This window comes from Gordonia alkanivorans (genome assembly GCF_004011905.1).
Lineage (GTDB): Bacteria > Actinomycetota > Actinomycetes > Mycobacteriales > Mycobacteriaceae > Gordonia > Gordonia alkanivorans.
In genome coordinates this window covers 3,502,308-3,524,049 of sequence record NZ_CP027114.1, presented here as the reverse complement: position 1 = coordinate 3,524,049, position 21,742 = coordinate 3,502,308, and the positions used below count along the sequence as shown (strand labels likewise).

Annotated in this window: 20 protein-coding genes and 1 pseudogene; 12 read left to right on the top strand and 9 right to left on the bottom strand. The window is 65.4% G+C overall.

What is annotated here, in order from left to right:
- Positions 1-16 precede the first annotated feature (16 nt).
- Positions 17-904, bottom strand: a complete 888-nt coding sequence (locus C5O27_RS16035) for a universal stress protein (protein WP_208651374.1) — start codon at positions 902-904, stop codon at positions 17-19.
- Between the two features lie 263 nt (positions 905-1,167).
- On the opposite strand from C5O27_RS16035, the gene C5O27_RS16030 reads away from it, so the two are divergent.
- From C5O27_RS16030 to C5O27_RS16005, 7 genes and pseudogenes are all read left to right on the top strand, one after another.
- Positions 1,168-2,061, top strand: coding sequence for an SGNH/GDSL hydrolase family protein (locus tag C5O27_RS16030; protein ID WP_035752385.1), 894 nt, complete (start codon positions 1,168-1,170; stop codon positions 2,059-2,061).
- Between the two features lie 219 nt (positions 2,062-2,280).
- A complete protein-coding gene (gene eat, locus C5O27_RS16025) occupies positions 2,281-3,723 on the top strand; it encodes an ethanolamine permease (protein ID WP_006357610.1) in 1,443 nt (480 codons plus the stop codon).
- A complete protein-coding gene (locus tag C5O27_RS16020) occupies positions 3,720-5,129 on the top strand; it encodes an ethanolamine ammonia-lyase subunit EutB (RefSeq protein ID WP_006357609.1) in 1,410 nt (469 codons plus the stop codon). Before eat ends, C5O27_RS16020 begins: the two co-directional genes overlap by 4 nt.
- Positions 5,126-5,896, top strand: coding sequence for an ethanolamine ammonia-lyase subunit EutC (gene eutC / locus C5O27_RS16015; RefSeq protein WP_127963127.1), 771 nt, complete (start codon positions 5,126-5,128; stop codon positions 5,894-5,896). Before C5O27_RS16020 ends, eutC begins: the two co-directional genes overlap by 4 nt.
- A 39-nt stretch (positions 5,897-5,935) precedes the next feature.
- Complete coding sequence (locus tag C5O27_RS22765; protein ID WP_164905324.1) at positions 5,936-6,082, top strand: hypothetical protein; 147 nt, start codon at positions 5,936-5,938, stop codon at positions 6,080-6,082.
- A 79-nt stretch (positions 6,083-6,161) separates the two neighbouring features.
- Entirely contained in the window at positions 6,162-6,737 is a 576-nt protein-coding gene (locus tag C5O27_RS16010) for a hypothetical protein (protein ID WP_006357606.1), read from the top strand.
- A 228-nt stretch (positions 6,738-6,965) separates the two neighbouring features.
- Positions 6,966-7,830 (top strand): annotated as a pseudogene (locus tag C5O27_RS16005) (formate/nitrite transporter family protein).
- A gap of 3 nt (positions 7,831-7,833) precedes the next feature.
- On the opposite strand, the gene C5O27_RS23035 reads toward C5O27_RS16005, so the two are convergent.
- From C5O27_RS23035 to C5O27_RS15990, 3 genes are all read right to left on the bottom strand, one after another.
- Entirely contained in the window at positions 7,834-8,454 is a 621-nt protein-coding gene (locus C5O27_RS23035) for a substrate-binding domain-containing protein (RefSeq protein WP_244216528.1), read from the bottom strand.
- Entirely contained in the window at positions 8,400-8,765 is a 366-nt protein-coding gene (locus C5O27_RS22760; protein WP_051405881.1) for a hypothetical protein, read from the bottom strand. The genes C5O27_RS23035 and C5O27_RS22760 overlap by 55 nt, the downstream gene beginning before the upstream one ends.
- A gap of 307 nt (positions 8,766-9,072) precedes the next feature.
- Positions 9,073-9,708, bottom strand: coding sequence for a TetR/AcrR family transcriptional regulator (locus tag C5O27_RS15990; protein WP_040004000.1), 636 nt, complete (start codon positions 9,706-9,708; stop codon positions 9,073-9,075).
- Between the two features lie 172 nt (positions 9,709-9,880).
- Between C5O27_RS15990 and C5O27_RS15985 the strand changes: the two genes are divergently transcribed.
- The 4 genes from C5O27_RS15985 to C5O27_RS15970 all read left to right on the top strand — a co-directional run bounded on the left by C5O27_RS15985 (position 9,881) and on the right by C5O27_RS15970 (position 13,742).
- Positions 9,881-10,201 (top strand): 2Fe-2S iron-sulfur cluster-binding protein, encoded by a 321-nt coding sequence (locus tag C5O27_RS15985; protein WP_006357602.1) that lies wholly within the window; start codon positions 9,881-9,883, stop codon positions 10,199-10,201.
- Positions 10,202-10,220: 19 nt separating this feature from the next.
- Positions 10,221-11,609, top strand: a complete 1,389-nt coding sequence (locus C5O27_RS15980) for a cytochrome P450 (protein ID WP_127963125.1) — start codon at positions 10,221-10,223, stop codon at positions 11,607-11,609.
- Positions 11,606-12,856, top strand: a complete 1,251-nt coding sequence (locus tag C5O27_RS15975) for an NAD(P)/FAD-dependent oxidoreductase (protein WP_006357600.1) — start codon at positions 11,606-11,608, stop codon at positions 12,854-12,856. The genes C5O27_RS15980 and C5O27_RS15975 overlap by 4 nt, the downstream gene beginning before the upstream one ends.
- A 229-nt stretch (positions 12,857-13,085) precedes the next feature.
- Positions 13,086-13,742, top strand: a complete 657-nt coding sequence (locus C5O27_RS15970; protein WP_244216527.1) for a cytochrome P450 family protein — start codon at positions 13,086-13,088, stop codon at positions 13,740-13,742.
- A gap of 393 nt (positions 13,743-14,135) precedes the next feature.
- Here C5O27_RS15970 and C5O27_RS15960 read toward each other — a convergent pair whose 3' ends face one another.
- The 5 genes from C5O27_RS15960 to C5O27_RS15940 form a co-directional block, all read right to left on the bottom strand.
- Entirely contained in the window at positions 14,136-14,861 is a 726-nt protein-coding gene (locus tag C5O27_RS15960; protein ID WP_075863353.1) for an ABC transporter ATP-binding protein, read from the bottom strand.
- Complete coding sequence (locus tag C5O27_RS15955) at positions 14,858-17,626, bottom strand: branched-chain amino acid ABC transporter permease/ATP-binding protein (protein ID WP_127963124.1); 2,769 nt, start codon at positions 17,624-17,626, stop codon at positions 14,858-14,860. Before C5O27_RS15955 ends, C5O27_RS15960 begins: the two co-directional genes overlap by 4 nt.
- Before the next feature lie 47 nt (positions 17,627-17,673).
- Positions 17,674-18,915, bottom strand: coding sequence for an ABC transporter substrate-binding protein (locus C5O27_RS15950; protein WP_127963123.1), 1,242 nt, complete (start codon positions 18,913-18,915; stop codon positions 17,674-17,676).
- A 424-nt stretch (positions 18,916-19,339) separates the two neighbouring features.
- Positions 19,340-20,140, bottom strand: a complete 801-nt coding sequence (locus C5O27_RS15945) for a hypothetical protein (RefSeq protein WP_006357592.1) — start codon at positions 20,138-20,140, stop codon at positions 19,340-19,342.
- A gap of 149 nt (positions 20,141-20,289) precedes the next feature.
- Positions 20,290-20,838 carry a YceI family protein gene (locus C5O27_RS15940; RefSeq protein WP_006357591.1) on the bottom strand — a complete coding sequence of 183 codons (549 nt, stop codon included), beginning with the start codon at positions 20,836-20,838 and terminating at the stop codon, positions 20,290-20,292.
- A gap of 77 nt (positions 20,839-20,915) precedes the next feature.
- Here C5O27_RS15940 and C5O27_RS15935 point away from each other — a divergent pair, with 77 nt between their 5' ends.
- A complete protein-coding gene (locus C5O27_RS15935) occupies positions 20,916-21,716 on the top strand; it encodes a crotonase/enoyl-CoA hydratase family protein (RefSeq protein ID WP_042377036.1) in 801 nt (266 codons plus the stop codon).
- The last annotated feature ends 26 nt before the right edge of the window (positions 21,717-21,742 follow it).

The following is a 21,742-nucleotide window of genomic DNA, read 5'->3' as shown; positions in this document are numbered from 1 at the left end:
GCAACCCGGTCACGGGTCAGGGCTTGCGGTGCACCACCATCACCGGGCACGGCGCCACTTGCACCACGGCGCGACTCGTCGACCCCAACAGCAATCCCCGAATACCCCCGTGTCCGCGGGTCCCGACGAAGACGAGCTGCGCGGTCTGAGCCGCATCGAAGATTTCTTCGGCAGGTGAGGCGATGCCGACGTGACGCTCGATCTGCACATCGGGGTAGTCCTCGGGATACCCGGCCAGTTGTTCACCCAACAGTTCTTCGGCTTCGTCCTCGAACTGTCGAAGGGTCCTCTGGTCTGCGCCGTAGAACGCTGCGCCCGAAGACCCTCCATATGCGTGCACCCCGAGCAAAGATGTGTTCAACAGGTCAGCTTGACGGAACGCATGGGCGATCGCCGCAGTCGAGGTAGGCGACCCGTCGACACCGACGACCACGGGGCCGGTCGTGGGCGCCGGCCCGCCCACAACCACAACAGGGCACTCCGCATGCGCGGCGGCGTCGGTGCTGACCGATCCGAGGAGCAGTCCGCGCACTCCGCCGAGACCACGCCTGCCCAGCACGAGCATGTGCGCCCACGCGGACGCGTGACGAAGCGTCAGCATGGCCGACCCGCTCACAGTCTTGCCTGCAACGTCCACGTCAGGGTCGACATCTGCGACGACCTGAGTCGCGGCCTCGATGGCCCGCGCCGCGCCCGCGTGCATCGCCTCGACCACTGCCGGGGACGTCAACGTCGCGGTCGGCGCGTACGCGCCCGGCACGATCCCCACCGCAGAGATCAGCCGCAGGGGTCGTCGCTCCCGAACTGCAGCACCGGCCGCCCACCTCACCGCCATCAAAGCGGAGTCCGAACCGTCTACCCCGACGACAATCGGTGCGGTCGCATCGGTCACTGAATCAGTCATGGTTTGTCTCCTACCCTGCACAGCCTGCGGCAGCAGTTCCCCTCGACTCCACTCATCCTCGCCCCGCCACCGCCGACAAGCCGGAGTCGAAGGTCATCGGCATGACCTCGAAAGGTCCTGACCCGATTCGACCAAAAAGAGAATCGTCACACGCGACAAATGCAGGCCCGTTGAATCGACGGCTGCAACTTAGGCAATTCTCCGTCCGTGTTAGTCTCATCAGCACCATCAGTAACTTGAGCACCACGATCTGGAGTGCCCGAATGCCCTTGCCGTACGGCCGTGACCTACGCCGGCGCCTCGGCATTCGAACCGTGCTGACCGCGGCGGCCACCGCCCTCGCCCTCGTCTGCGGACTCGCCCACGCCGGCGGGGCCCGGGCAGCGGACGGATACCCGTACGTCAATCTCGGTGACAGCTACAGCGCAGGCGCATCGGTATTCCCCCAGGCGACGAATGCGGCAATGTTCTGTTCGAACTCGCTGGTCAACTACTCCCATCTCGTCGCGGAGAGACGCGGGCTCTCGGTCGCCGACGTCAGTTGCTCAGGCGCGTCGACCGAAGACCTGACCCAGGCGCAACACTTGTGGCAGGGACCGCAGATCACCGCGGTGGGGTCGGCCACCCGCTTGATCACCTTGACGATCGGCGCGAACAACAACGGGCTCTTCAGCTTCTCGACCTCGGCTTGCCAGCAGGCCTGGCTGGCGGCGCCGCTGTCGGCCACCCCGTGCCGCGACAAGTTCGGCACCTCGTTTGTCGACAGGATCAACTCCGCGACCTACCCCGACCTCGTGAACGCGTTGCGCATCATCAAACGCGCCGCGCCGCGAGCCCGCGTCCTTCTCGTGGGGTATCCGCAGATCTTCCCGGCGGTGGGCTCGGCGCTCTGCTCGGCGTCTCTGCTCACGACGCCCGGAGACACCGAATACCTACACCGGGCCTTCGCCGCCCTCAATGACGCCATGCGCCGCGCCGCCGCAGCCACGCGCGCAACCTATGTGGACATGACCAAGGTCTCCGCAGGCCACGACGCCTGCGCGGGCGATCGGCGATGGGTCGAGCCGACGTTGGGTGCGGTCAGCTTCCCGGCGATGCACGCCAATGCACTCGGTCAGCGGGCGATGGCCGACCAGGTCGTGGCCGCACTGCGCTGAGGGGCCGCCTCGAGTACCTGCTCGCCCGGTGCGGCGATCGGGCTGGTCCGTGTCCGACGTCTCGCGGCTCGCACCCTGGGACGGGCCCTGCCCGTTCGGGCAGTGCGCAACCCTGGCCAACTCGGTTGCAACGTTGCCCGCCTTAATGTCAGGCGTCACGTTCACGGACCAGTGTGGCCTGGATAACTGGGTCTAGGTCCTTCTCCCGAGGAGGCCGGTTTGGCTATCGACGAATCGAAGAGTTCGCACCACACCGGTGGCGTGGACAGTCACGCAGAATCGGCGGACTATCTGGCGAAGCGTCAACTCAAGGGCGGCACCGCCGGGTGGCTGCTGCTCGCCGGTCTGGGTGTGAGTTACGTGGTCTCCGGCGACTATTCGGGATGGAACTTCGGCCTCGGACACGGCGGCTTCGGCGGCCTGGCGATCGCCGCGGTCATCATCGCCGCGATGTACTTGTGCCTGGTGCTGGGGATGGCTGAGCTGTCCTCGGCTCTTCCAGCGGCTGGAGGTGGTTACACGTTCGCCCGCCGGGCACTCGGTCCATGGGGCGGATTCGCCACGGGCACGGCGATTCTGATCGAGTATTCGATCGCGCCGGCAGCGATCGCGACGTTCATCGGCGCCTACGTCGAGTCGTTGAACCTGTTCGGTATCACCGACGGCTGGTGGGTCTATCTGGTCGTGTACATGATCTTCATCGGAATCCATCTGTCCGGCGCAGGCGAGGCGTTGAAGGTGATGTTCGCGATCACTGCCATCGCGTTGGTCGGTCTGGTCATCTTTGCGATCACTGCCATCGGCCACTTCGAGATCGGCAACCTCACCGACATCGCACCCACGGACGCAGCCGGGTCGTCGTCGTTCCTGCCGTTCGGTTACATCGGGATCTGGGCGGCCATTCCGTTCGCGATCTGGTTCTTCCTGGCGATCGAAGGTGTACCGCTGGCGGCCGAAGAGACCGCCGACCCCGAACGAAACGTTCCGCGGGGCATCATCGCTGCGATCAGCGTCCTTCTCATCACCTGTGTCACCGTGCTGTTCCTGACGACCGGCGCAGGTGGTGCAGGTCCGATGTCGGAGTCGGGAAATCCGCTGGTCGAGGCACTGGGTGATTCGTCGATGGCCAAGGTGGTCAACTACATCGGGCTTGCCGGTCTGGTCGCGAGCTTCTTCTCGATCATCTATGCCTACTCGCGCCAGCTGTTCGCACTCTCACGAGCTGGTTACCTGCCGACGGTGTTGTCGGTGACCAACCGACGCAAGGCCCCCACGCTAGCGCTGATCGTGCCCGGGATCATCGGCTTCCTGCTGTCGCTCACCGGCAAAGGCGACCTCCTGTTGAACATGGCTGTCTTCGGTGCCGCCTCGAGCTATGTGTTGATCATGGTCAGCCACATCGTTCTACGGCGCCGCGAACCAGATATGAAGCGCCCGTACCGCACCCCCGGCGGCGTCGCGACCACGGGCTTCGCACTCGTCGTCGCAGTCATCGCGGTCATCGCGACTTTCCTCGTCGACGTGGTGGCAGCCTTGTGCTGCCTCGGAGTGTTCGCCCTGTTCATGCTCTACTTCGCCCTGTACAGCCGACACCGGCTCGTCGCGAACTCGCCCGACGAGGAATTCGCAGCGCTCGCCGAAGCGGAGGACGACCTACGATGATCTACACCCAGTCGATCTCGGGCACGACCTACACCTTCGACGGACTCGTCGAACTGATGGCCAAGGCCACCCCCCGCCGCTCCGGCGATGAACTCGCCGGGTGTGCTGCCGAGTCCGATGCCGAACGCGCCGCTGCGGCATGGCAACTCGCAGATCTACCCTTGACGACCTTCCTCGAAGAACAGGTCGTTCCGTATGAGACCGATGAGGTCACCCGACTGATCATCGACACCCACGACCGGGTGGCGTTCCAGTCGATCGCGCACCTGACCGTCGGCGGACTGCGTGACTGGTTCCTCGAAACCGCGGTTCGCGACGACGGTGCCGCTCGAATTGCCGCTGTGGCAGCAGGTTTGACCCCCGAAATGGTTGCCGCCGTATCGAAGATCATGCGCAACCAGGACCTGATCCTGGTTGCCTCAGCCGCGACCGTCACCGCAGCTTTCCGCACCACAGTCGGCCTGCCGGGACGCATCAGCACCCGACTGCAACCCAACCACCCCACCGACGATCCTCGCGGCATCGCGGCGGCGACTCTGGACGGATTGTTGATGGGATGCGGAGACGCGGTGATCGGCATCAACCCGGCTACCGACTCGCCGCACGCGACCTCGGAGCTGCTGTACCTGCTCGACGACATCCGACAACGCTTTCAGATCCCGACGCAATCCTGCGTTCTGTCACACGTCACCACCACTGTGGACCTGATCGAGAAAGGGGTACCGGTCGACCTGGTCTTCCAATCGATCGCTGGAACCGAGGGCGCCAACCGCAGTTTCGGAGTCGACATCGCGATGTTGCGAGAAGCCAACGAAGCGGGCCACTCTCTGCACCGCGGCACCGTCGGTGACAACGTCATGTACCTCGAGACCGGGCAGGGATCCGCGCTGTCGGCGAATGCGCATCTCGGCACCGGCGGCAAACCCGTCGATCAGCAAACACTGGAAACCCGTGCGTATGCCGTGGCGCGTGACCTCGAACCTCTCCTGATCAACACCGTCGTCGGCTTCATCGGACCCGAATACCTCTACGACGGGAAACAGATCATTCGCGCCGGTCTCGAAGACCACTTCTGCGGGAAGATCCTCGGTCTCCCGATGGGTGTCGACGTCTGCTACACCAACCATGCCGAAGCAGACCAAGACGACATGGACACTCTGCTGACCCTGCTCGGTGTCGCCGGCGCCGCGTTTGTCATCGCCGTCCCTGGCGCCGACGACGTCATGCTCGGCTATCAAAGCCTGTCCTTCCACGACGCGCTCTACGTGCGTCAGGCACTCGGCCTCCGTCCCGCTCCGGAATTCGAGGCCTGGCTGGCCGGACTCGGTATGGCCGACACCGACGGACGCATCCTGCCCGTCGACGTGCTCGACTCTCCCCTGCGTGCACTGAGTGCGGCCCGATGAACGCCCGCCAACCGGCCGAGGACCATTGGGCTGGACTGCGACTGACCACCCGAGCACGGATCGGATTGGGCCGGGCCGGGAATTCACTCCCCTCGCGTCGAGTACTCGAGTTCAAGGCTGCCCACTCCGCAGCCCGCGACGCCGTGCACGAACCGCTCGACGTGGCCGACCTCAACGATCAGATCAGTGATCTCGACATCGAGCCAGCACTCCATGTGCACAGCGAGGCCGGCTCCCGAAGTGAGTACCTGCGGCGACCAGATCTCGGGCGACGGCCCGCGGATCTGTCTCACCTGCCCGACACCGGAGCCGACCTCGCCATCGTGCTCGCCGACGGACTCTCACCGCGTGCGCTCGCCGACCACGGACGAGGATTGCTCGAAGCGCTCCTCGACACCCTCGCCCCGCGCTACTCCCTCGCTCCCCCGGTGATCGCAACCCAAGCGCGCGTCGCCCTCGGCGACCACCTCGTCGAAGCCCTCCGCGCCCAGACGATGATCATGATCATCGGCGAACGCCCCGGCCTATCGGTCGCCGACAGTCTCGGTATCTACCTCACCCATCTCCCGCGAGCCGGACGCAGTGACGCAGACCGCAACTGCATCTCCAACATCCACCCGCCCGACGGCCTCGACTACACAACCGCCGCCGCGATCACCGCGGCCCTGGTCGACGGCGCTCGCAAACTCGGGAGATCCGGAGTCGCGCTCAAGGACACCTCACGCGACCAACTCACCGGCAGTGATGCACGAATCCTGGACGGCTAGATGAAGTGACCTGAGAGGTTGCTGGGCGTGCCTGCTTGAATGGCGATCGCGGGCTACGCGGACCCGGGTGACCGCCACGTCGAGGCCTTCCTCGGACTGTTCGACCGGCTCGACGCCTACTTTGCTGAGGTCATCGGGGCGGCGACGTCCTCAGAGGAACATCCGTCGCGGCATCCGTCGGACTGAGGGTGCAACCCCGCTGCAGATCGAAAAGCCATGTGCCGTAGTCTTTTCTCACGTGAATTCCGCTGCTGACGATGCTTTCATGACCGACCTCACTTCGCGCGTATGCGTGTGGTGCTCGTCCACCGGGGACATCGCCGAGTTCCGTGGTGAGCCGCGGTGCGGGCGCTGCCGCACTGCAGAACAGACCATTGCTGTGGCCCGCGAGTTCGTCGGTTTGTACGGTCTGCGGCCCCTGGGTGGATCGCTCGCCTCGGAGGACGAGGAAGAACACGAACACCGGGTGGCCGCTCGCGAGGCCCGGGCGCTGCTCAACCAGACCCGCTCGCACACACCTCCCCGTACCAAGTCTCGAACCGGGCAGCGCGTCACGACCCGCACCACGACCACCGCTCCGAAGGCGAGCACCAAGGCGCCTGCGACCAGGACGCAGAATGACAAGTCCGGAGTCACCCGCCCCGACCGCGCCGAGCTCATGAGCCGCGCCGAGAACCTGCTGGCGCAGCTCGCGGAGATCGAGGAACGCTTGGCGATCGCGCAGAAGGACTCCGGCTTGAGCGGCAAGGCCAAGGTGTCGGACCTGACCGCGAAGCGGGATTCCGTCCTGCGTACGCTCGCCGCTCTGGAGAAGGCGAACCGGGCGCTGGAGCCGGCCTGACCCCAACCGCTGGGGGTTTCGTCGGCCGGAAACAATGAGTCGCAACCTGTTCGGTCTCCTCGTACCTGAGCCCGCCCACCGACCGTCATCAACGCACACCGGCCGTGCATCGGTCGGTTCCCCTGCGTAGTCGTCGACGACGCGTAGCATTCGGGTCGCACCTGCAGCAGCGCGGGACCGCGCAGGGGCGGTGCGTGGCGCCTGCCCCGCGTTCCGAGAGGAATGGCGATGACTGCGAACCAGCGGGACCACGAGGACGACCGACGCGCGGCCGGTCGCGCGGACGGCCCCCTCGAACAGCAACTCGAGGAGAGCTTCGACGAAGTCGAGACCGAGGGCACCGAACGCCTGTACCGGGCGGTGCGCACAGTTCTCATCACCGGCTTCTTCGGTGGGCTGGAGGTCGGACTCGGCGTCATGGCGATGCTGGCCGTCGTCCACGAAACCGGCAGCCACCTCCTGGGAGGCCTCGCCTTCAGCATCGGACTCATCGCGATATACCTCGCGCACAGCGAGCTGTTCACCGAGGACTTCCTGATGCCCATCGCCGCGGTGGTGGCGCGTAAGGGGTCTGTTCTTCAGCTGATCAAGCTCTGGGTCGGCACACTGCTCGCCAACCTTCCGGAGGTTGGGTCATCATGTGGCTGATCACGCGATCGTTTCCGGAATGGAACGAGACCCTGTCGGAGTCGGCACACCACTTCGCCGACGCCCCGCTGTCGTTGCAGAGCATTTGTCTGGCGGTACTCGGTGGAGCCGTCATGACTCTCCTGACCCGGATGCAGCAGGGCACGTCGTCCGACCCGGCCAAGATCGCGGCGACTGTCGGAACAGCGTTTCTGCTGGCGGGTCTAAGCTGTTCCACTCCGTCCTCGACTCGCTGCTCATCTTCGGAGCGATCCAGGTCGGCGGCGGGGTCACCGTCGTCGGGTGGTTGTCATGGTTCTGGTACACCGTCGTGTTCAACATCATCGGCGGCATCGTGCTGGTGACGGCCTTGCGCCTGCTCCGGACCAAGGAACTGGTCGAGCAGGAACGCCAAGCGCCCGGGCCCGACTCCGACCGCAACGACGTGCCCTCAGGCAGGAAGTGAGTACTACCCCGTCGACGGCGTGTTCGCGAGTTCGACGGCCCTACGCAGAGTCTCCCGGTCGACGACATCGGCGGCATTCATCGGTCCGGTCAGGACGCCCGACTCGGTAGCGATGTCGATCATGAATTCCACACTCTCGTCGGAGAGCCCGCCGTCTGCTGTCCAGAACGGGTACTTCTGGATGAGGTCGTAGAGCTCTCTGAGTGACTGTTCGGACGGCGGTTCTTCGACGTACTCGCCGACCGCAGCCCGGAAGACGGCGAAGTCGCTCTTCAGTTCCTTCATCGCCCGCAGCGTGGTGGCGCAGTACTGCGCGGCCAGTTCACGGTTCTGTACGAGCCAGTCGGCCTCGGCGGCTTGGGCCACCTTGATGAAACCGGGGGCGTTCTCGTAAAGGGTGGCGATCAGGACCGGCCGGTTCACCGTTGAGTGGGCGGCGTCGTACTGCGTGTCGTGGATGACGGTGGCGTCGAGCTGTCCTGTAGCCCACGCTTCGGTTCGGGCGCTTGAGCTTTCGATGATCTTCGGATTCGGGATCTCGTGGACGTCCCGGGGCTCGCCGATGCCGCTCAACAGCGCGTTGAGGACGATGGCGCCGGCGCCGCCCGGGCTGTCGATGCCCACGCGGGTCGACGTCTCGAACAGCTGCCGGCCGTGTTCACACCGTTCGCGCCGGCCAGAACGAAGTCGTCCATGCTGACGTACGGGCAGAACACCTTGAGGTCCTCGCCCCGTTTCCGCGCATCGAGAATCGCGGAGAACGACGTCGCCAGGACCTCGGCATCGGCGTCGGACAAGGTCTTCACCGCGTCGGTGTGCGTGTCGGTGATCGTGACGTTCTGTTCGACGCTGAGGTTCAGCCCGAGGTCCCCGCCGTAGTGGTCGACGCCGTAGACCAATGGGATCTGCGACGCCTGTGGAGGCGAACCCAGCACAATCTGCAGCGACTCCCCTGTGCTCGCGTCGGATTCTTGGTTGCACGCAGAGCTGACAATTGCCAGACCGCTGACGGCTATGGCGGCGATCAGGCGCGTCGTACGACACCGACGACCTCTCGTTGACATCCGGTACCTCTTCCACGGTATTCGATCGTTCCGGAGCGGCGTTTGCTGCGGACTCGCCCGTGCGGAGATACCCGAATCCCTCGGCATTGGGTTCAGGTGAACATACGTCAGCTCAACACCGGTGGTGGGCAATCCGTGGAGAAGTGTCGAAACGTCGTGCGACGCAGAAGTTCACGGGTCAGCCGAGCGGGGCCTTCAGTCCGTGCAGAATCGTGCCGATGAGTCGCTCGAAGTAGTTCTCGCGCTCGGCTTCGGGTAACAACCCCAGCGGTCCCTTGATGCAGAGTTCGGCGAATCCGTGAACCGCTGCCCAACAGACGATCTCGGAGTCCGGGCGGCGTTCCGGCGGGATCTCCCCGACTGCCACCATCTCGTCGAGGACGCTGTGCAGGATGGCGTACGGGCCGTCGCGGCGCGCGGACACGTCCGGATTGACACCCGGTCGCGAGAACTCGGCGTGGAACGCCACCTGGAACAGATGCGGTTCGTCGATCGCGAAGAGGGCATAGGCACGTGCGGTCTCCCGGAACCGGGATCGTGCGACCTCCCCGGGGGCCTGGTCGTCGGGAACCGTCGCGATCCGCTCGCGCATCAAGTCGGCGAGTGTTGCGAGGGCACGATCGGCGATCGACGTCATCAGCTCCTGGCGGTCCGCGAAATGCCGGTAGGCAGCGTTGTGGGAAACGCCGGCGCGACGCGCCGCCTCGCGGACGGTCACCTTCTCTGGCGCGCTGGTGCGGGCCAGCTCCCACGCCTCGTCGATGAGGGCATTGCGAAGGTTGCCGTGGTGGTAGGTGCTGCGCTCCGATGCCATGGCGGTCACTCTACCGACGCGTGTGCAGTCCTCCTACCTGGGTGAACGCGACACGGGCAACATGTGTGCCAACGGATGTTGACAAGGACAACATCGTGGGCCATTCTCATGTTGACAGCGCCAACACGTGGCAATCGTCACACCGGGGGCAGCCCAACCCGAGGAGGAAGTCATGGCCAGCGTCACCTTCGTCACCCACGACGGCGAAAAGCAGGAGGTCCCGTTCGTCGAGGGACAGAACCTGATGCAAGTAGCGACCGACAACGGCGTGTCGGGAATCGACGGTGACTGCGGGGGCGACGCCGCCTGCGGCACCTGCCACGTCATCGTCGAGCAGCAGTGGGCCGCCGCGGCCGGCAGCCGCACTGTCGCCGAAGAGCAGATGCTCGAGATGAATCCCGACTGCCAGGCGACGTCGCGTCTGTCGTGCCAGATCGCGCTGAACGCCGAGCACGACGGCCTCATCGTCAATCTTCCCGAATTCCAGTTCTGAACCGATCGGAGAACCACTGATGCAGATCCTCGACCGCGTCGTTGAGACGGTGCAGGCGAACATCCCGCTGGACCGTCAGGTTCAGGGCCTCCAGCTCTTCCACAAGACGCGTGCTCGCCTGCTCGGCGAGTCGCGGCCGGAAACCTATGTGGAGCAGCCTATCCCGCCGGTCAACGAAGTCGGTCTGGACGAGATCGACATGAGCAACCCGTTCATGTACCGGCAGGGGCAGTGGGTTCCCTACTTCGCTCGCCTCCGCGCCGAGGCGCCGGTCCACTATCAGCCGGAAAGCCGGTTCGGCCCGTTCTGGTCGATCACCCGCTACGACGACATCATGACAGTCGACAAGGACCACGAGACCTTCTCGGCCGAACCCTTCATCGTGATCGGCACTCCCCCACCGGGCCTCGACGTCGAGATGTTCATCGCGATGGACCCGCCGCGGCATGACGAGCAGCGTCGCGCCGTCCAGGGCGTCGTCGCCCCGAAGAACCTCAAGGAGATGGCGGGGCTGATCCGGGAACGCGTGTGCGAGGTTCTCGACAACCTTCCCGTCGGCGAACCGTTCAACTGGGTCGATCGCGTTTCGGTCGAGATCACCGCCCGGACCCTGGCGACCATCCTCGACTTCCCGTACGAGCAGCGGCGCAGTCTCGTCCGCTGGTCCGATCTCGCGTCCGGCAGCGAAGAGGCCACCGGCGGCGCCAGCGATCCCGACGAGGTGTACGCGGCAGCCCTGGAGATGACCCGTGCCTTCAGCGCGCTGTGGCACGACAAGGCCGCACGACGCGCCGCCGGCGAGGCACCCGGATTCGACCTCATCAGCATGCTGCAGTCCGATCCGAAGACCGCCGACCTAGTGAAGCGTCCGATGGAGTTCATCGGCAACCTGACGCTGCTGATCGTCGGCGGAAACGACACCACGCGCAACTCGATGTCGGGCGGTGTCTACGCACTGAACAAGTTCCCCGCCGAGTTCGAGAAGCTCAAGGCTGATCCGAGCCTGATCCCGAACATGGTGTCGGAGATCATCCGCTGGCAGACCCCGCTCGCGTACATGCGACGGGTCGCGAAGAAGGATGCGATTCTCAACGGCCAATTCATCCGCAAGGGCGACAAGCTGGTGATGTGGTACGCCTCGGGCAACCGGGACGAGACCAAGTTCGACAGCCCCGACGAACTCATCATCGACCGGCCGAACGCCCGCAACCACATGGCATTCGGTTTCGGTGTGCACCGGTGCATGGGCAACCGTCTCGCCGAACTGCAGCTGCGCATCCTCTGGGAAGAACTGCTGCAGCGCTTCGATGACATCAAGGTCATCGAGGAACCCGAGTACGTGCAGTCCAACTTCGTCCGTGGTTACAGCAAGCTGATGGTCGAACTCACGCCGAAGACACGGTCATGACCACGGGGCGTGCGGTCGTCGTCGGGGCCAGCCATGCCGGCGCCCAACTGAGTGCGCAGCTTCGGTCGTCGGGGTGGGACGGCGAGGTCGTCCTGGTCGGCGACGAGCCGTACCTGCCGTATCACCGTCCGCCGATGTCGAAGACGTACCTGGCGGACACCGTCGGGATCGACGACCTGCTGATCCGCGGCACCGAGTTCTACGACAAGCAGGACATCGAGGTTCGTCGTGCTCGAGTGGAACGCATCGACCGCGCCGAACAGCGCGTCGTCCTGACGAATGGCGAGTCGGTGTACTACGACCGGCTCGCCCTGTGTACCGGTGCTCGCCCAGTGCGCCTACGGATTCCGGGAGCCGACCTCGGCGGCGTGTACTACCTTCGGACGGCCGAGGACGTCGAGGCGATCCGCGCCGATGTTCCCGGCAGCAAGCGCGCCGTCATCGTGGGCGGCGGATACATCGGACTCGAGACAGCGGCATCGCTGCGCAAACTGGGTCTCTCTGTCACCGTCGTGGAGGCGGCCGACCGTGTCCTGCAGCGGGTCACCGCTCCGGAGGTCTCCGACTACTTCCGTCGAATCCACGAAGCAGAGGGCGTTCATATCCGGACCGGTGCGACCGTCGTCGGCTTCGAGGGCGACGACGACACAGATCGCGTGACGGGGGTACGCCTCGCCGACGGCGAGACTGTCCCTGCGGATTTCGTGATCGTCGGGATCGGTGTCCGGCCGAACATCGAGCTCGCGCACGAAGCCGGGCTCGCCGTCGACGACGGCATCATCGTCGATGCGCACGGCCGCACGAGCGACCCCCACATCACCGCGGCCGGAGACTGCGTCGCGTATCACGATGAGCGGTACGGGAAGACGCGACTCGAGTCGGTGCCGAGCGCCGGTGAGCAGGCCAAGGTCGCCGCCGCCACCATGTGCGGCAAGGAGGCGACGATCTCGGCTCTTCCGTGGTTCTGGTCAGACCAATACGACCTCAAGCTGCAGATCGCCGGACTCAACACCGGGTACGACAGCGTCGTACTCCGCGGGGACCCGACGTCGGACCGCGAGTTCGCCTGCTTCTACCTGCGAGCGGGAGAACTGATCGCAGCCGACTGCGTCAATCGTCCGCAAGAGTTCATGTTCAGCAAACGTGTTCTGACACAGGGCCTGCCGGTCGATCGCGATGCACTTGCCGATCTCGACATACCGATCGCGTCTCAACTCGCGTCGGTTCGCAACAAGGCGACCGCATAGCGCGATCACCCCGGCCAACCGGTGACACGGCTGACCTGAGTCGCTGGACGACCGCTGCGGCAGTCGATCGAGCCCGTCGCCGACTGGCCTTCTCCAGCCCGGGCCCGGTTCCGGTCGATGTCGGCAGCCGTCAGCGTGATCTCACCGTGAGACGACATGACACCACGACCCAGAGACAAACCGCAGTTCGAAGCGTCACGTTGAGACAATCGCAGGTCGGATCGATGCCGTGATCGTATCGACCCTGCCGACACTGCTAGGTGCGCGGGTCAACGGCATACACCCTTGTGGCGTGCATGATCTTGACGATCCGTATCCAGAACTGTCCGCTCTGACCCGAGCCGCTCCTGTCAGCCGTGTCGGTGACTCGAACTTCTATCTCGTCACGGGATGGGATGCGATCGCCGAGGGGGTAGCACGGCCCGAAGATTTCTCCTCCAACCTCACCGCGACGATGGTGTGGAAAGAGGGCGGCAAGGTCGAGGAGTACCCGATAGCCGAGTTGGGCTCCCCCATCCATGTGTTGGCCACGGTCGACGACCCGAGTCACAAAGCCCACCGTGCGATGGTCATGCCGTCGTTGGTGGCCAAGCGGGTTCGTGCACTCGAACCGTTCATCGACGTCACCGTCGAGCGCTTGTGGTCCGAAGGGCTCCGCGACGGCCGGATCGACTGGGTCGCCGCCGTCGCCCAACGTTTGCCGATGGCGGTTGTCGCCGAACTGCTCGGATCCCCACCGTCGACACCGCCGATCCTCATTGGGAGCGAAGCCTTCTCGTCCGCCGCCTCCGGTCGCTGGCCGTCCGAGTCCACGGCTGATGGGATCTCCGACTTCGGCCATCACGGCCCTGCTGCGCAGTTACGTTCAACGCTTGGATGGCGGTGACCTCACAGGTGTCGCAGAGCTCTTCGGCCGAGCGGAAGTGTTCGTCTCCGGCAACCGGGTCGGTGCGGGCAGCGTACACGGTGGTGGAGCACGGGCCGGACGGAGAGTACGTCGTCATGATCGGCCGACACCATGACACTTTCGTTGTCGACGACGGTGAGTGGCACTTCGCGAGTCGCGACTACGGCGACATCACCCACGTCGGCGACACCTCGATGCACCTTCGTTCCTGACGGATCCTCGCCGGCGCGCAGCGCAGGAAACTGGCTGACAACGACCTCTGTACGGACACGGCCGAGGCCCCGGTTTCGACACCGCAGAACGATGGTCCTCGCAGGTCACAGCCGCGGACGTCCGCCCCGTAGTCGTGGCGTGTGGCACACCACCGCGATGTCAGGGTCCAGCGAACGCCTCACCCATGTACGCGTTCTCGATCACCTCGGGTGTCGCGGCCAGCTCCGACGCATTGCCCTGCAGTACCTGATTTCCGTGCCGCATGACCATCGCGGTATCCGCGACACCAAGGGCGAGTTGCACGTGCTGTTCCACGAGAATCACTGCGGTGCCGGTGTTGTCGGCGACGGCGCGGACGATAGGCAGCAGGCGTTCGACGATGACCGGCGCCAGGCCCATGCTGAGTTCGTCGATCAGCAGGACCTTGGGGTGCTGAACGAGAGCCCGTCCGATCGCGAGCATCTGCTGCTCGCCTCCGGAGAGTGCACCGGCGGCCACCTTGAGCCGGTCGGCGAGCTGGGGGAAGGTCTCCACAATGGTGTCCCGTTCCGTCGGCCAGGAACGCCGAGACCGGACGGAGAGCCGCAGGTTCTCCTCGACGGTGAGCGAGGTGAACAACGAACGGTCGTCGGGAACCAACACCAGTCCGGCCTTCGCGGCGCTCCGTGCGTGTCCGGACTTCACCTTGTGACCGTCGATGGACACCTCGCCGGCCAGGCTCGGCAGCAACCCGGCCAGTGTCATCAGCACCGTCGTCTTGCCCGCCCCGTTCGGCCCGAGGAGTGCCAGCACTTCCCCGGCCGCGAGTTCGAGATCGAATCCGCGGACACACGGGCGGCCGGTGTACCCGGCGTCCAGACCTGTGCAGGTGAGTACGTGGCTCATGCTTTCAGCTCCTCACCGCTGTGGGTGGCGCCGAGGTAGGCGCTGGCGACAGCGGGGTCGGTGCGGATCTCGTCGGGTGTGCCGATCGCGATCACCTTTCCCAGGTCGAGGACGACGATCCGATCGCACACTGCGAGAACCAGTTCCATGTCATGGTCGATCATCACGACGGTCACCCCCGCATCGCGGATCGCACGCAGGCGGTGTCCGAGCCAGACGCTCTCGGTGCTGTCGAGGCCGGCAGCCGGTTCGTCGAGCAGGACCACTCGAGGTCGTCCGGCGAGTGCGCGGGCGACCGAGACGAGTTGCCGCTGCCCCTGCGAGAGTTCCTTCACCTGCCGGTCCACCACCGGGGTGAGATGCAACAGCTCGAAGAGCCGCTCCAGGTCGTCGTCGCCCAGCGTTGCTGTGTTCGGACGGTGTCGAGCGGCCGTGGCGCCCACCGCGACGTTCTCCCGGACCGACAGGTCGTCGTAGAGTTCGATGCCCTGAAATGTGCGACCCAGGCCGCGACGGCTCCGTTGGTAAGGGCGCTGCCCGTCGAGGCTGTCGCCGTCCAGGCTGACACTGCCGGTGGCGTCGGCGAAGCCACTGATGGCGTCGATGAAGGTGGTCTTTCCGGCTCCATTGGGGCCGATCAGGCCGATGATCTCGCCGACGCGGACGTCGAACGACACGTTCTCGACGGCGGTGACCCCGCCGTATCGGACGCCGATCCCCTTCGACGACAGGATGACCTCTCCCGGTGCGCGCGAAAACCCTTCGACCGTCGTGTCGGTCCCGGACGAGAGTGCGAGGTCGAGGTCGGCATCGGTTTCCTTGCGGTTGCCGAAGATTCTGTTGCGCAACCAGTTCGTCGCCTTGTGGACCTCGGAGATGATGCCCTCGGGGTTGGCGATGATGGTGATGACCAGGAGCACGCCGGTGATGACGTGGTAGTAGGTGCCCAGGTTGACCGCGCGATCGAGCAGCACGAACAGGATGCCGCCGGCGCCCATGATGCCCGCGAGGACGCCGCCGGAGACGCAGGTGACGCCGGCCAGGTACACCAGTGCGAACATGCCGATTCCGGCGATGGCGGCATAGGATTCGGGAACCACCACCGTCTGTTGATAGGCCATGAGGGAGCCGCCGATCCCGGCGATGAACGCGCCGATTGCGAAGGCCACCAGTTTTGTTCGTGACACGTTGACCCCGGCGGCGGCGGCGGAGCGTTCGTTGGCGCGAACGGCCAGCATCGAGGCACCCAGACGACTGGTCCGCAGCCGGGCGACGCCCAGGCCGACCAGCGTCAGGACGATCAGACACAGGATGCCGAATGCGATGTTGGGATAGGTACTTCCGGAGCCGATGCCGAGGTCGAGACCGAACAGCGACGGATCCTGGACGACCGCCCCGTCGATCCCACCGTTGAACTCGTTGTTGCGGAACCAGAACGCCTCCAGGAACACCGCGAGACTGAGCGTCACGACCGCGACCGGCAAGCCCCGGATCCGCAGTGCCGGGAGTCCGACGACGACACCCACCACCGTCGCCACCAGAGCCGCCAACACCGGCGCGATCGGGAACGGAACGCCCCAATCGGTGGTCAGGCGCGACATCGTGTACGCGGCGACTCCCGCAAGGGTCAACTGCGCCAACGAGATCTGACCGGCGAACCCGGTGACCACCACTTGCGACAGGGCGATGATCGCCACCGTGAAGGTGACGATGACCGCGCCTCGGATACTGCCCTCGGTGAAGATCAGGAACCCGAGGGCGACCACGATACCGACGATGGCGGGGATCAACAGGTTTCGTGGTCGCGGTGCGGCGCCCAGAGTGTTCTGGATGATGGCACCACGGGTCGGCAGGGGTTTGCCGCGCACCACCAGGAAGATCAGGATCATCGCCAGGGGTATGAGCTCGGCCATCCCGGACTGTGGCATCCAGCTGACGGATGCCTGGAGATGTGTCATCTCCGACTGCAAGACACCGATTCCCAGACCGGCGGCGACCGCCGGACCGATCGCGGAGAAGTTGCCGACCAGCGCCGCGGCGAGGGCCGGCACGATGAAGAGCGTGTAGGACACCGGGATCAGCGGGACGATCGGGGCGATCAGGATGCCTGCCAGACCTGCGATCATCGTCGACAGTGCCCAGTTGGCGTAGGCGATGCGCTCGGGTGACAGGCCCGCGACGATTGCGCCCTTCTCCGATTCGGCGGCTGCCCGGGTGGCCAGACCGAATCGGGTCAGGCGGAAGGCGAGGATCAACAGCACCGTCAGCACGACGACCAGTGCCGCGATCCACACGCGATCGGCGGGAACGCGGATGTCTCCGATCTCGATGATGTCGGTGGGCAGGATCGCATCCACCGACACCGGGCTGGTGCCCACCCGGGCGGCGAGCAGAGCCTGGATCACCAACATCACGGCGATCGAGGCGACCGCCTTGGCCGTGGCTGGTGCGGTCCTGAGCATTCGGAACACGCAGAGATAGAGAAGGGCGCCGAGGCCGGCGGCGATCAGGAGTGCGATCACCATGGCGGGTGCCAATCCCAGGGGTCCCCCGAGATCAATTGTCTTGGGGAACCCCGGGATCGGGATGAGAAGCTCGCCGTCGCGCAGGTACGCGTACGTGTACGCGATGTACAGCGCGATGGCACCGGTGGCGAAGTTCACCACACCCGAACTCCGATAGGTCATGACCAGGGCCAGTGCCAATGCTGCGTAGACAGCGCCGTTGCCGAGCCCTAGGAGCAAGAACTGAATATCTTGGGTCATCTACCGACTTCCGGATGATCGTGCGGGTGTGGTGAACGTTCGTCAGGTCAGACGAGCTGGGGGTCGACGAGCTCGCCGTTTTCGAAGGTCTCGACGATTCCTCCGCTGCCGCACACCGAGACCATGCCGGGCATCGCCTTGCCGTCGCAGGTGAACTTGAGACCGTAACCGGCCGGCAGGACAACGTCCTTGGCGGACTTGATCGCGGCGGTCAACGCGGCCGGCGACGTGTCCGTCCCCTGGACCGACTCGGTTGCGCGGACCAGGCCGAGCATGCCCTGGTAACCGATGATCGCGAATCCTTCGATGTCGGTGTCGGGCGCGTACTTGGCCATGATCGCCTTGTAGAGCTGCGTCTCGGGATCGTCGGCGTTGATGACCGAGGCGGTGAAGACCTTGGTGCCGTTGAGGTTCTGGTTGCCGACCGCTTCCACCACGGCCGGATCGGAGCACGGCTGGATGGTCATCTTCTCGGCCGTCGTCGATACCGTGCCCAGTGCCTTGAACACCGATGTGCAGAGGGTGGATTCACCGATGACGACCACACCGTCGGGGTTGTCGCCGAGGCCCGCGCTCACCTGCGGAGTGGCGTCCGGGGTGCCCGGCGGGATCGGAACGACCTTGAGGTTGACTCCCGCGGCCTGGAAGGCGGGGGCGCCCATCGCCTGGACACCGGCGGTCGCTGCCGGGACGTCGATGACGTAGGCCGTGACGTTCTTCATGCCCTGGTTGGCGGAGTACTTCGCCATCGAGGTGAGCGCGCCGGGCAGGCCTGCGGTCCACATGAACGCGCCGTCGGTGGTCAGCTCCGACGATGCCTGACCCGCTGCGGAAACGTAGGGAATGCCGGCCCCGGTAATGATCGGGACCATCGAATTGCCCTGGCCGCTACTGGTCATGAGGACGGCAGAGACCTTGGCCTCCACCATCTTGTTGGCACAGTCTCGGGCCTGATTGGCGTCTTCACCTTGCTTGCAGATGACCAGTTCGATGGGCCGGCCACCGATTCCGCCGAGGTTCTCGTTGGCGTACTGGACGACGGCTTCGGCCGATTCCCGGTTCTCGGGCATCGAGATGGCCTGTCCGCCCTCGTTGTTGATGAGACCGATCTTCACCGGCTCGCCACTGGCCGCAGTCCCAGGGAAGGAACCCTCCGGTGCGGCGACGCTCTCCGACGCGGAGCCGTCACCGCTGTCGTCGCTGCCACATGCAGCTGTCGCACTGAGCGCGACCACCGCGAACGATGCGGCCACCACTTTGGCGACGCGCGAGCCTCTGAACGGTTTCATCGGTGTGTCCTTTTCAATTGGGGATCAGGAACGGCGCCGCCGTCCTCTGTCACTTAGATGACTAAGTGGCATTGGGTAACTATATGGGCGTCGAGTGACCTGTGTCACCAAAATCGAAGGACGGGCGATTGACCCATAGCCGGTGCGCTGACCAGTGGGTTCGAGGGTGGAAGCTACGAGTGGGTCGACAAGGCCGGCTCTAGTCTGTGTCGCGGAGGAGCTGCATCCGGCTCATCATGCGGATGCGAAGATGCTCCATTTGCTGTACGTCTATGCCCATTCCAGGTACTGAGACCTCTTCGCCGTTGAGCGGACCGTGCCGCAAAACCCGCACATCGAACCACGAGTCGCCGAGCGGTCGTTGCCGGTGGAGGACATCTCGAAGATGGCTACACACCGCGGTTTTCGATGCCCCTCAGGTCGATCAGAAGTCGAATCCTCCGCCACCGAAATCACCGAAACCGCCGCCGTCTCCACCGAAACCACCGTCTCCGCCGAAACCGCCATCGCCGCCGGGGGCACCCCCGCTTAAGTCGTCGCCTCCGGCGCCACCGTCGATGGCTCCCATGTCGGATCCATCGCCGATGCCACTCTCGAAGCCCTGGGCGTCGTACGGGACGCCGGCCATGCCGGAGAACATCGCGGAGAACAGGAACATCGATCCGACACCCCAGGCGCCCGCCACGAGCGCCGGCCGCCACCAGGGCTCGGAGTACCAGCCGGCCGGAACCGGCCGCCCGGCGACACGGCCACCCGGGTAGTAGTTCGGCGTCCGATCAGACGGGTTGGGCGACGCCTCGACCTGGCGTCCTTCGAACTCGACCTTCCGATCCTCGGTGACCTTGCCCGCCCTCTGCCGGCCCTCGAGTTCGGGGATGGCGGGACCGGGATCGAGGTTCATCGCGATCCGCGCCGCGCGGATGTAGTACAGGCCTTCGATGGCGGTCTGCTTGGCCAGGCGCGCCTGCGCGGGTGAGTTGGCCTGCTCGATCTGCGACCCCGCCGCGGTATAGCGCTCGCCCGCGTCGGCGAGAGCCTGCTTCGACGCCGGGCCGTCGCCGATCAGCATGAACACCTGCCCGCCGAGCCGTTCGATCGCCTGTCGGGCGTCGGCCTTCGCGTCGTCCAGGTTTCGGGCCGCGTTGGTGCCCGAGCGCTGCTGAGCGATCACCACCACCCCGACGACGATCAGGACGATGACGGCGATCAGGATCAGTGCTTCCATGGTTCTCTCCAGCTCGTGCGTGTCCGACGGGCTCGTCCGGCGCAAGCCCGCGAGGGCTGACGGACCTGGCGGACAAATCGCGCACCATCGAGCGTACCGACCGGAACGCACTCGCACCGGAGCCAAGTCAGGCGCGCGGCCACCGCTGGTCAGCGAGTGCGGGCCACCTCGACGACGACGCGGACGTCGTCGACGACCTTCAGCGTGCCCATCATCAGCGAATACGGTTTGATCCCGAAGTCGCTCTGAGTGATGGTGGACTCGGTCGAGATCTGCCAACCATCGGCGGTCTCGACGACCTGCAGGTCCAGCCCATGCGGGTGTGACCGACCGTGGATCGTCAGCACTCCGTCGGCTCGGTAACCACCGTCCGTAGTGCTGAATGTATCTGCCGCATAGGTGATCTCGGGGTACTTGTCGGCGCCCATGGACTTCAGGGCGTTCATGCGGGCCAGTGACCGCTCGGCACCGGTCATCGGGGTGAGTCCACCTTCCCCGGATTCCACGTGCATCGAGTCCACCGCGATCGTGGCGCTCAGGTTCGTCGGCACGAGGTCGTCGGTCAGTGTCACCGACGCCGACCAGGTGCGCATCGCGATCGTCAGTCGGTGGCCGGTGCGTGCCGCCCGCCCGCCCACATCGGTGTGCACGACGACCGAACCATCGGATTCGGTGAACTCCCAGACTGATTCCGCCACCGCCGTAGTGTAAGCGCTCGGAGTACGTGGCCGGGCCCATCGCACGGCCGACGACACACGGCGAGGTGGTGAAGACGATGACGGAACAACGGATTCTGCTCGATGTCGACGATGCGGGCGTCGCGACGGTCACGCTCAATCGGGCGGACAAGCACAACGCCTTGGACCCCGCGATGTTCGACGCGTTGCTCGCGGTGACGGGCGACCTGGCGGCGGATCGTCGAGTGCGGGCGGTCGTCGTCCACGGAGCCGGGAAGAGCTTCTGTTCCGGCCTCGACATCTCATCACTCGGCGGCGATGGGCTCGCCGACTCTCTGCTGGATCGAGACGACGCCGACCGCGGAAACCAGGCGCAGCGGGTGTCTCTCGATTGGGGTCACGTGCCGGCGCCGGTGATCACCGCGATCCATGGCAACTGCTTCGGAGGTGGCCTGCAGATCGCGCTCGGCGCCGACATCCGCTACGCGACCCCCGACGCACGACTGTCCATCATGGAGGTGAAGTGGGGCCTGGTGCCGGATATGGGTATGACCCAGACGCTCCCGCGCCTCCTTCGGGCCGACGTGGCCAAAGAACTCACCTTCACCGGTCGTGTGCTCTCGGGAGCCGAGGCCCACGAGCTCGGGCTGGTCACCGGCACGGCCGACGACCCGCTCGCCCGCGCCCTGGACCTCGCCCACCAGATCGCGGCGAAGTCGCCCCACGCGGTGCGCGCCGCGAAGCGCCTCTACGACGAGACCTGGACCGGTACCGACCCATCGGCCGCGCTGCTGCTGGAGAGCACACTGCAGGTCGAGCTGATCGGTTCACCGAACCAGCTCGAGGCCGTGCACGCCGGCCTGGCCCGCCGGGAACCTCGGTTCACCGACCCGGACTGAGGCCTGAACTCTGGCTGCGGCGATAA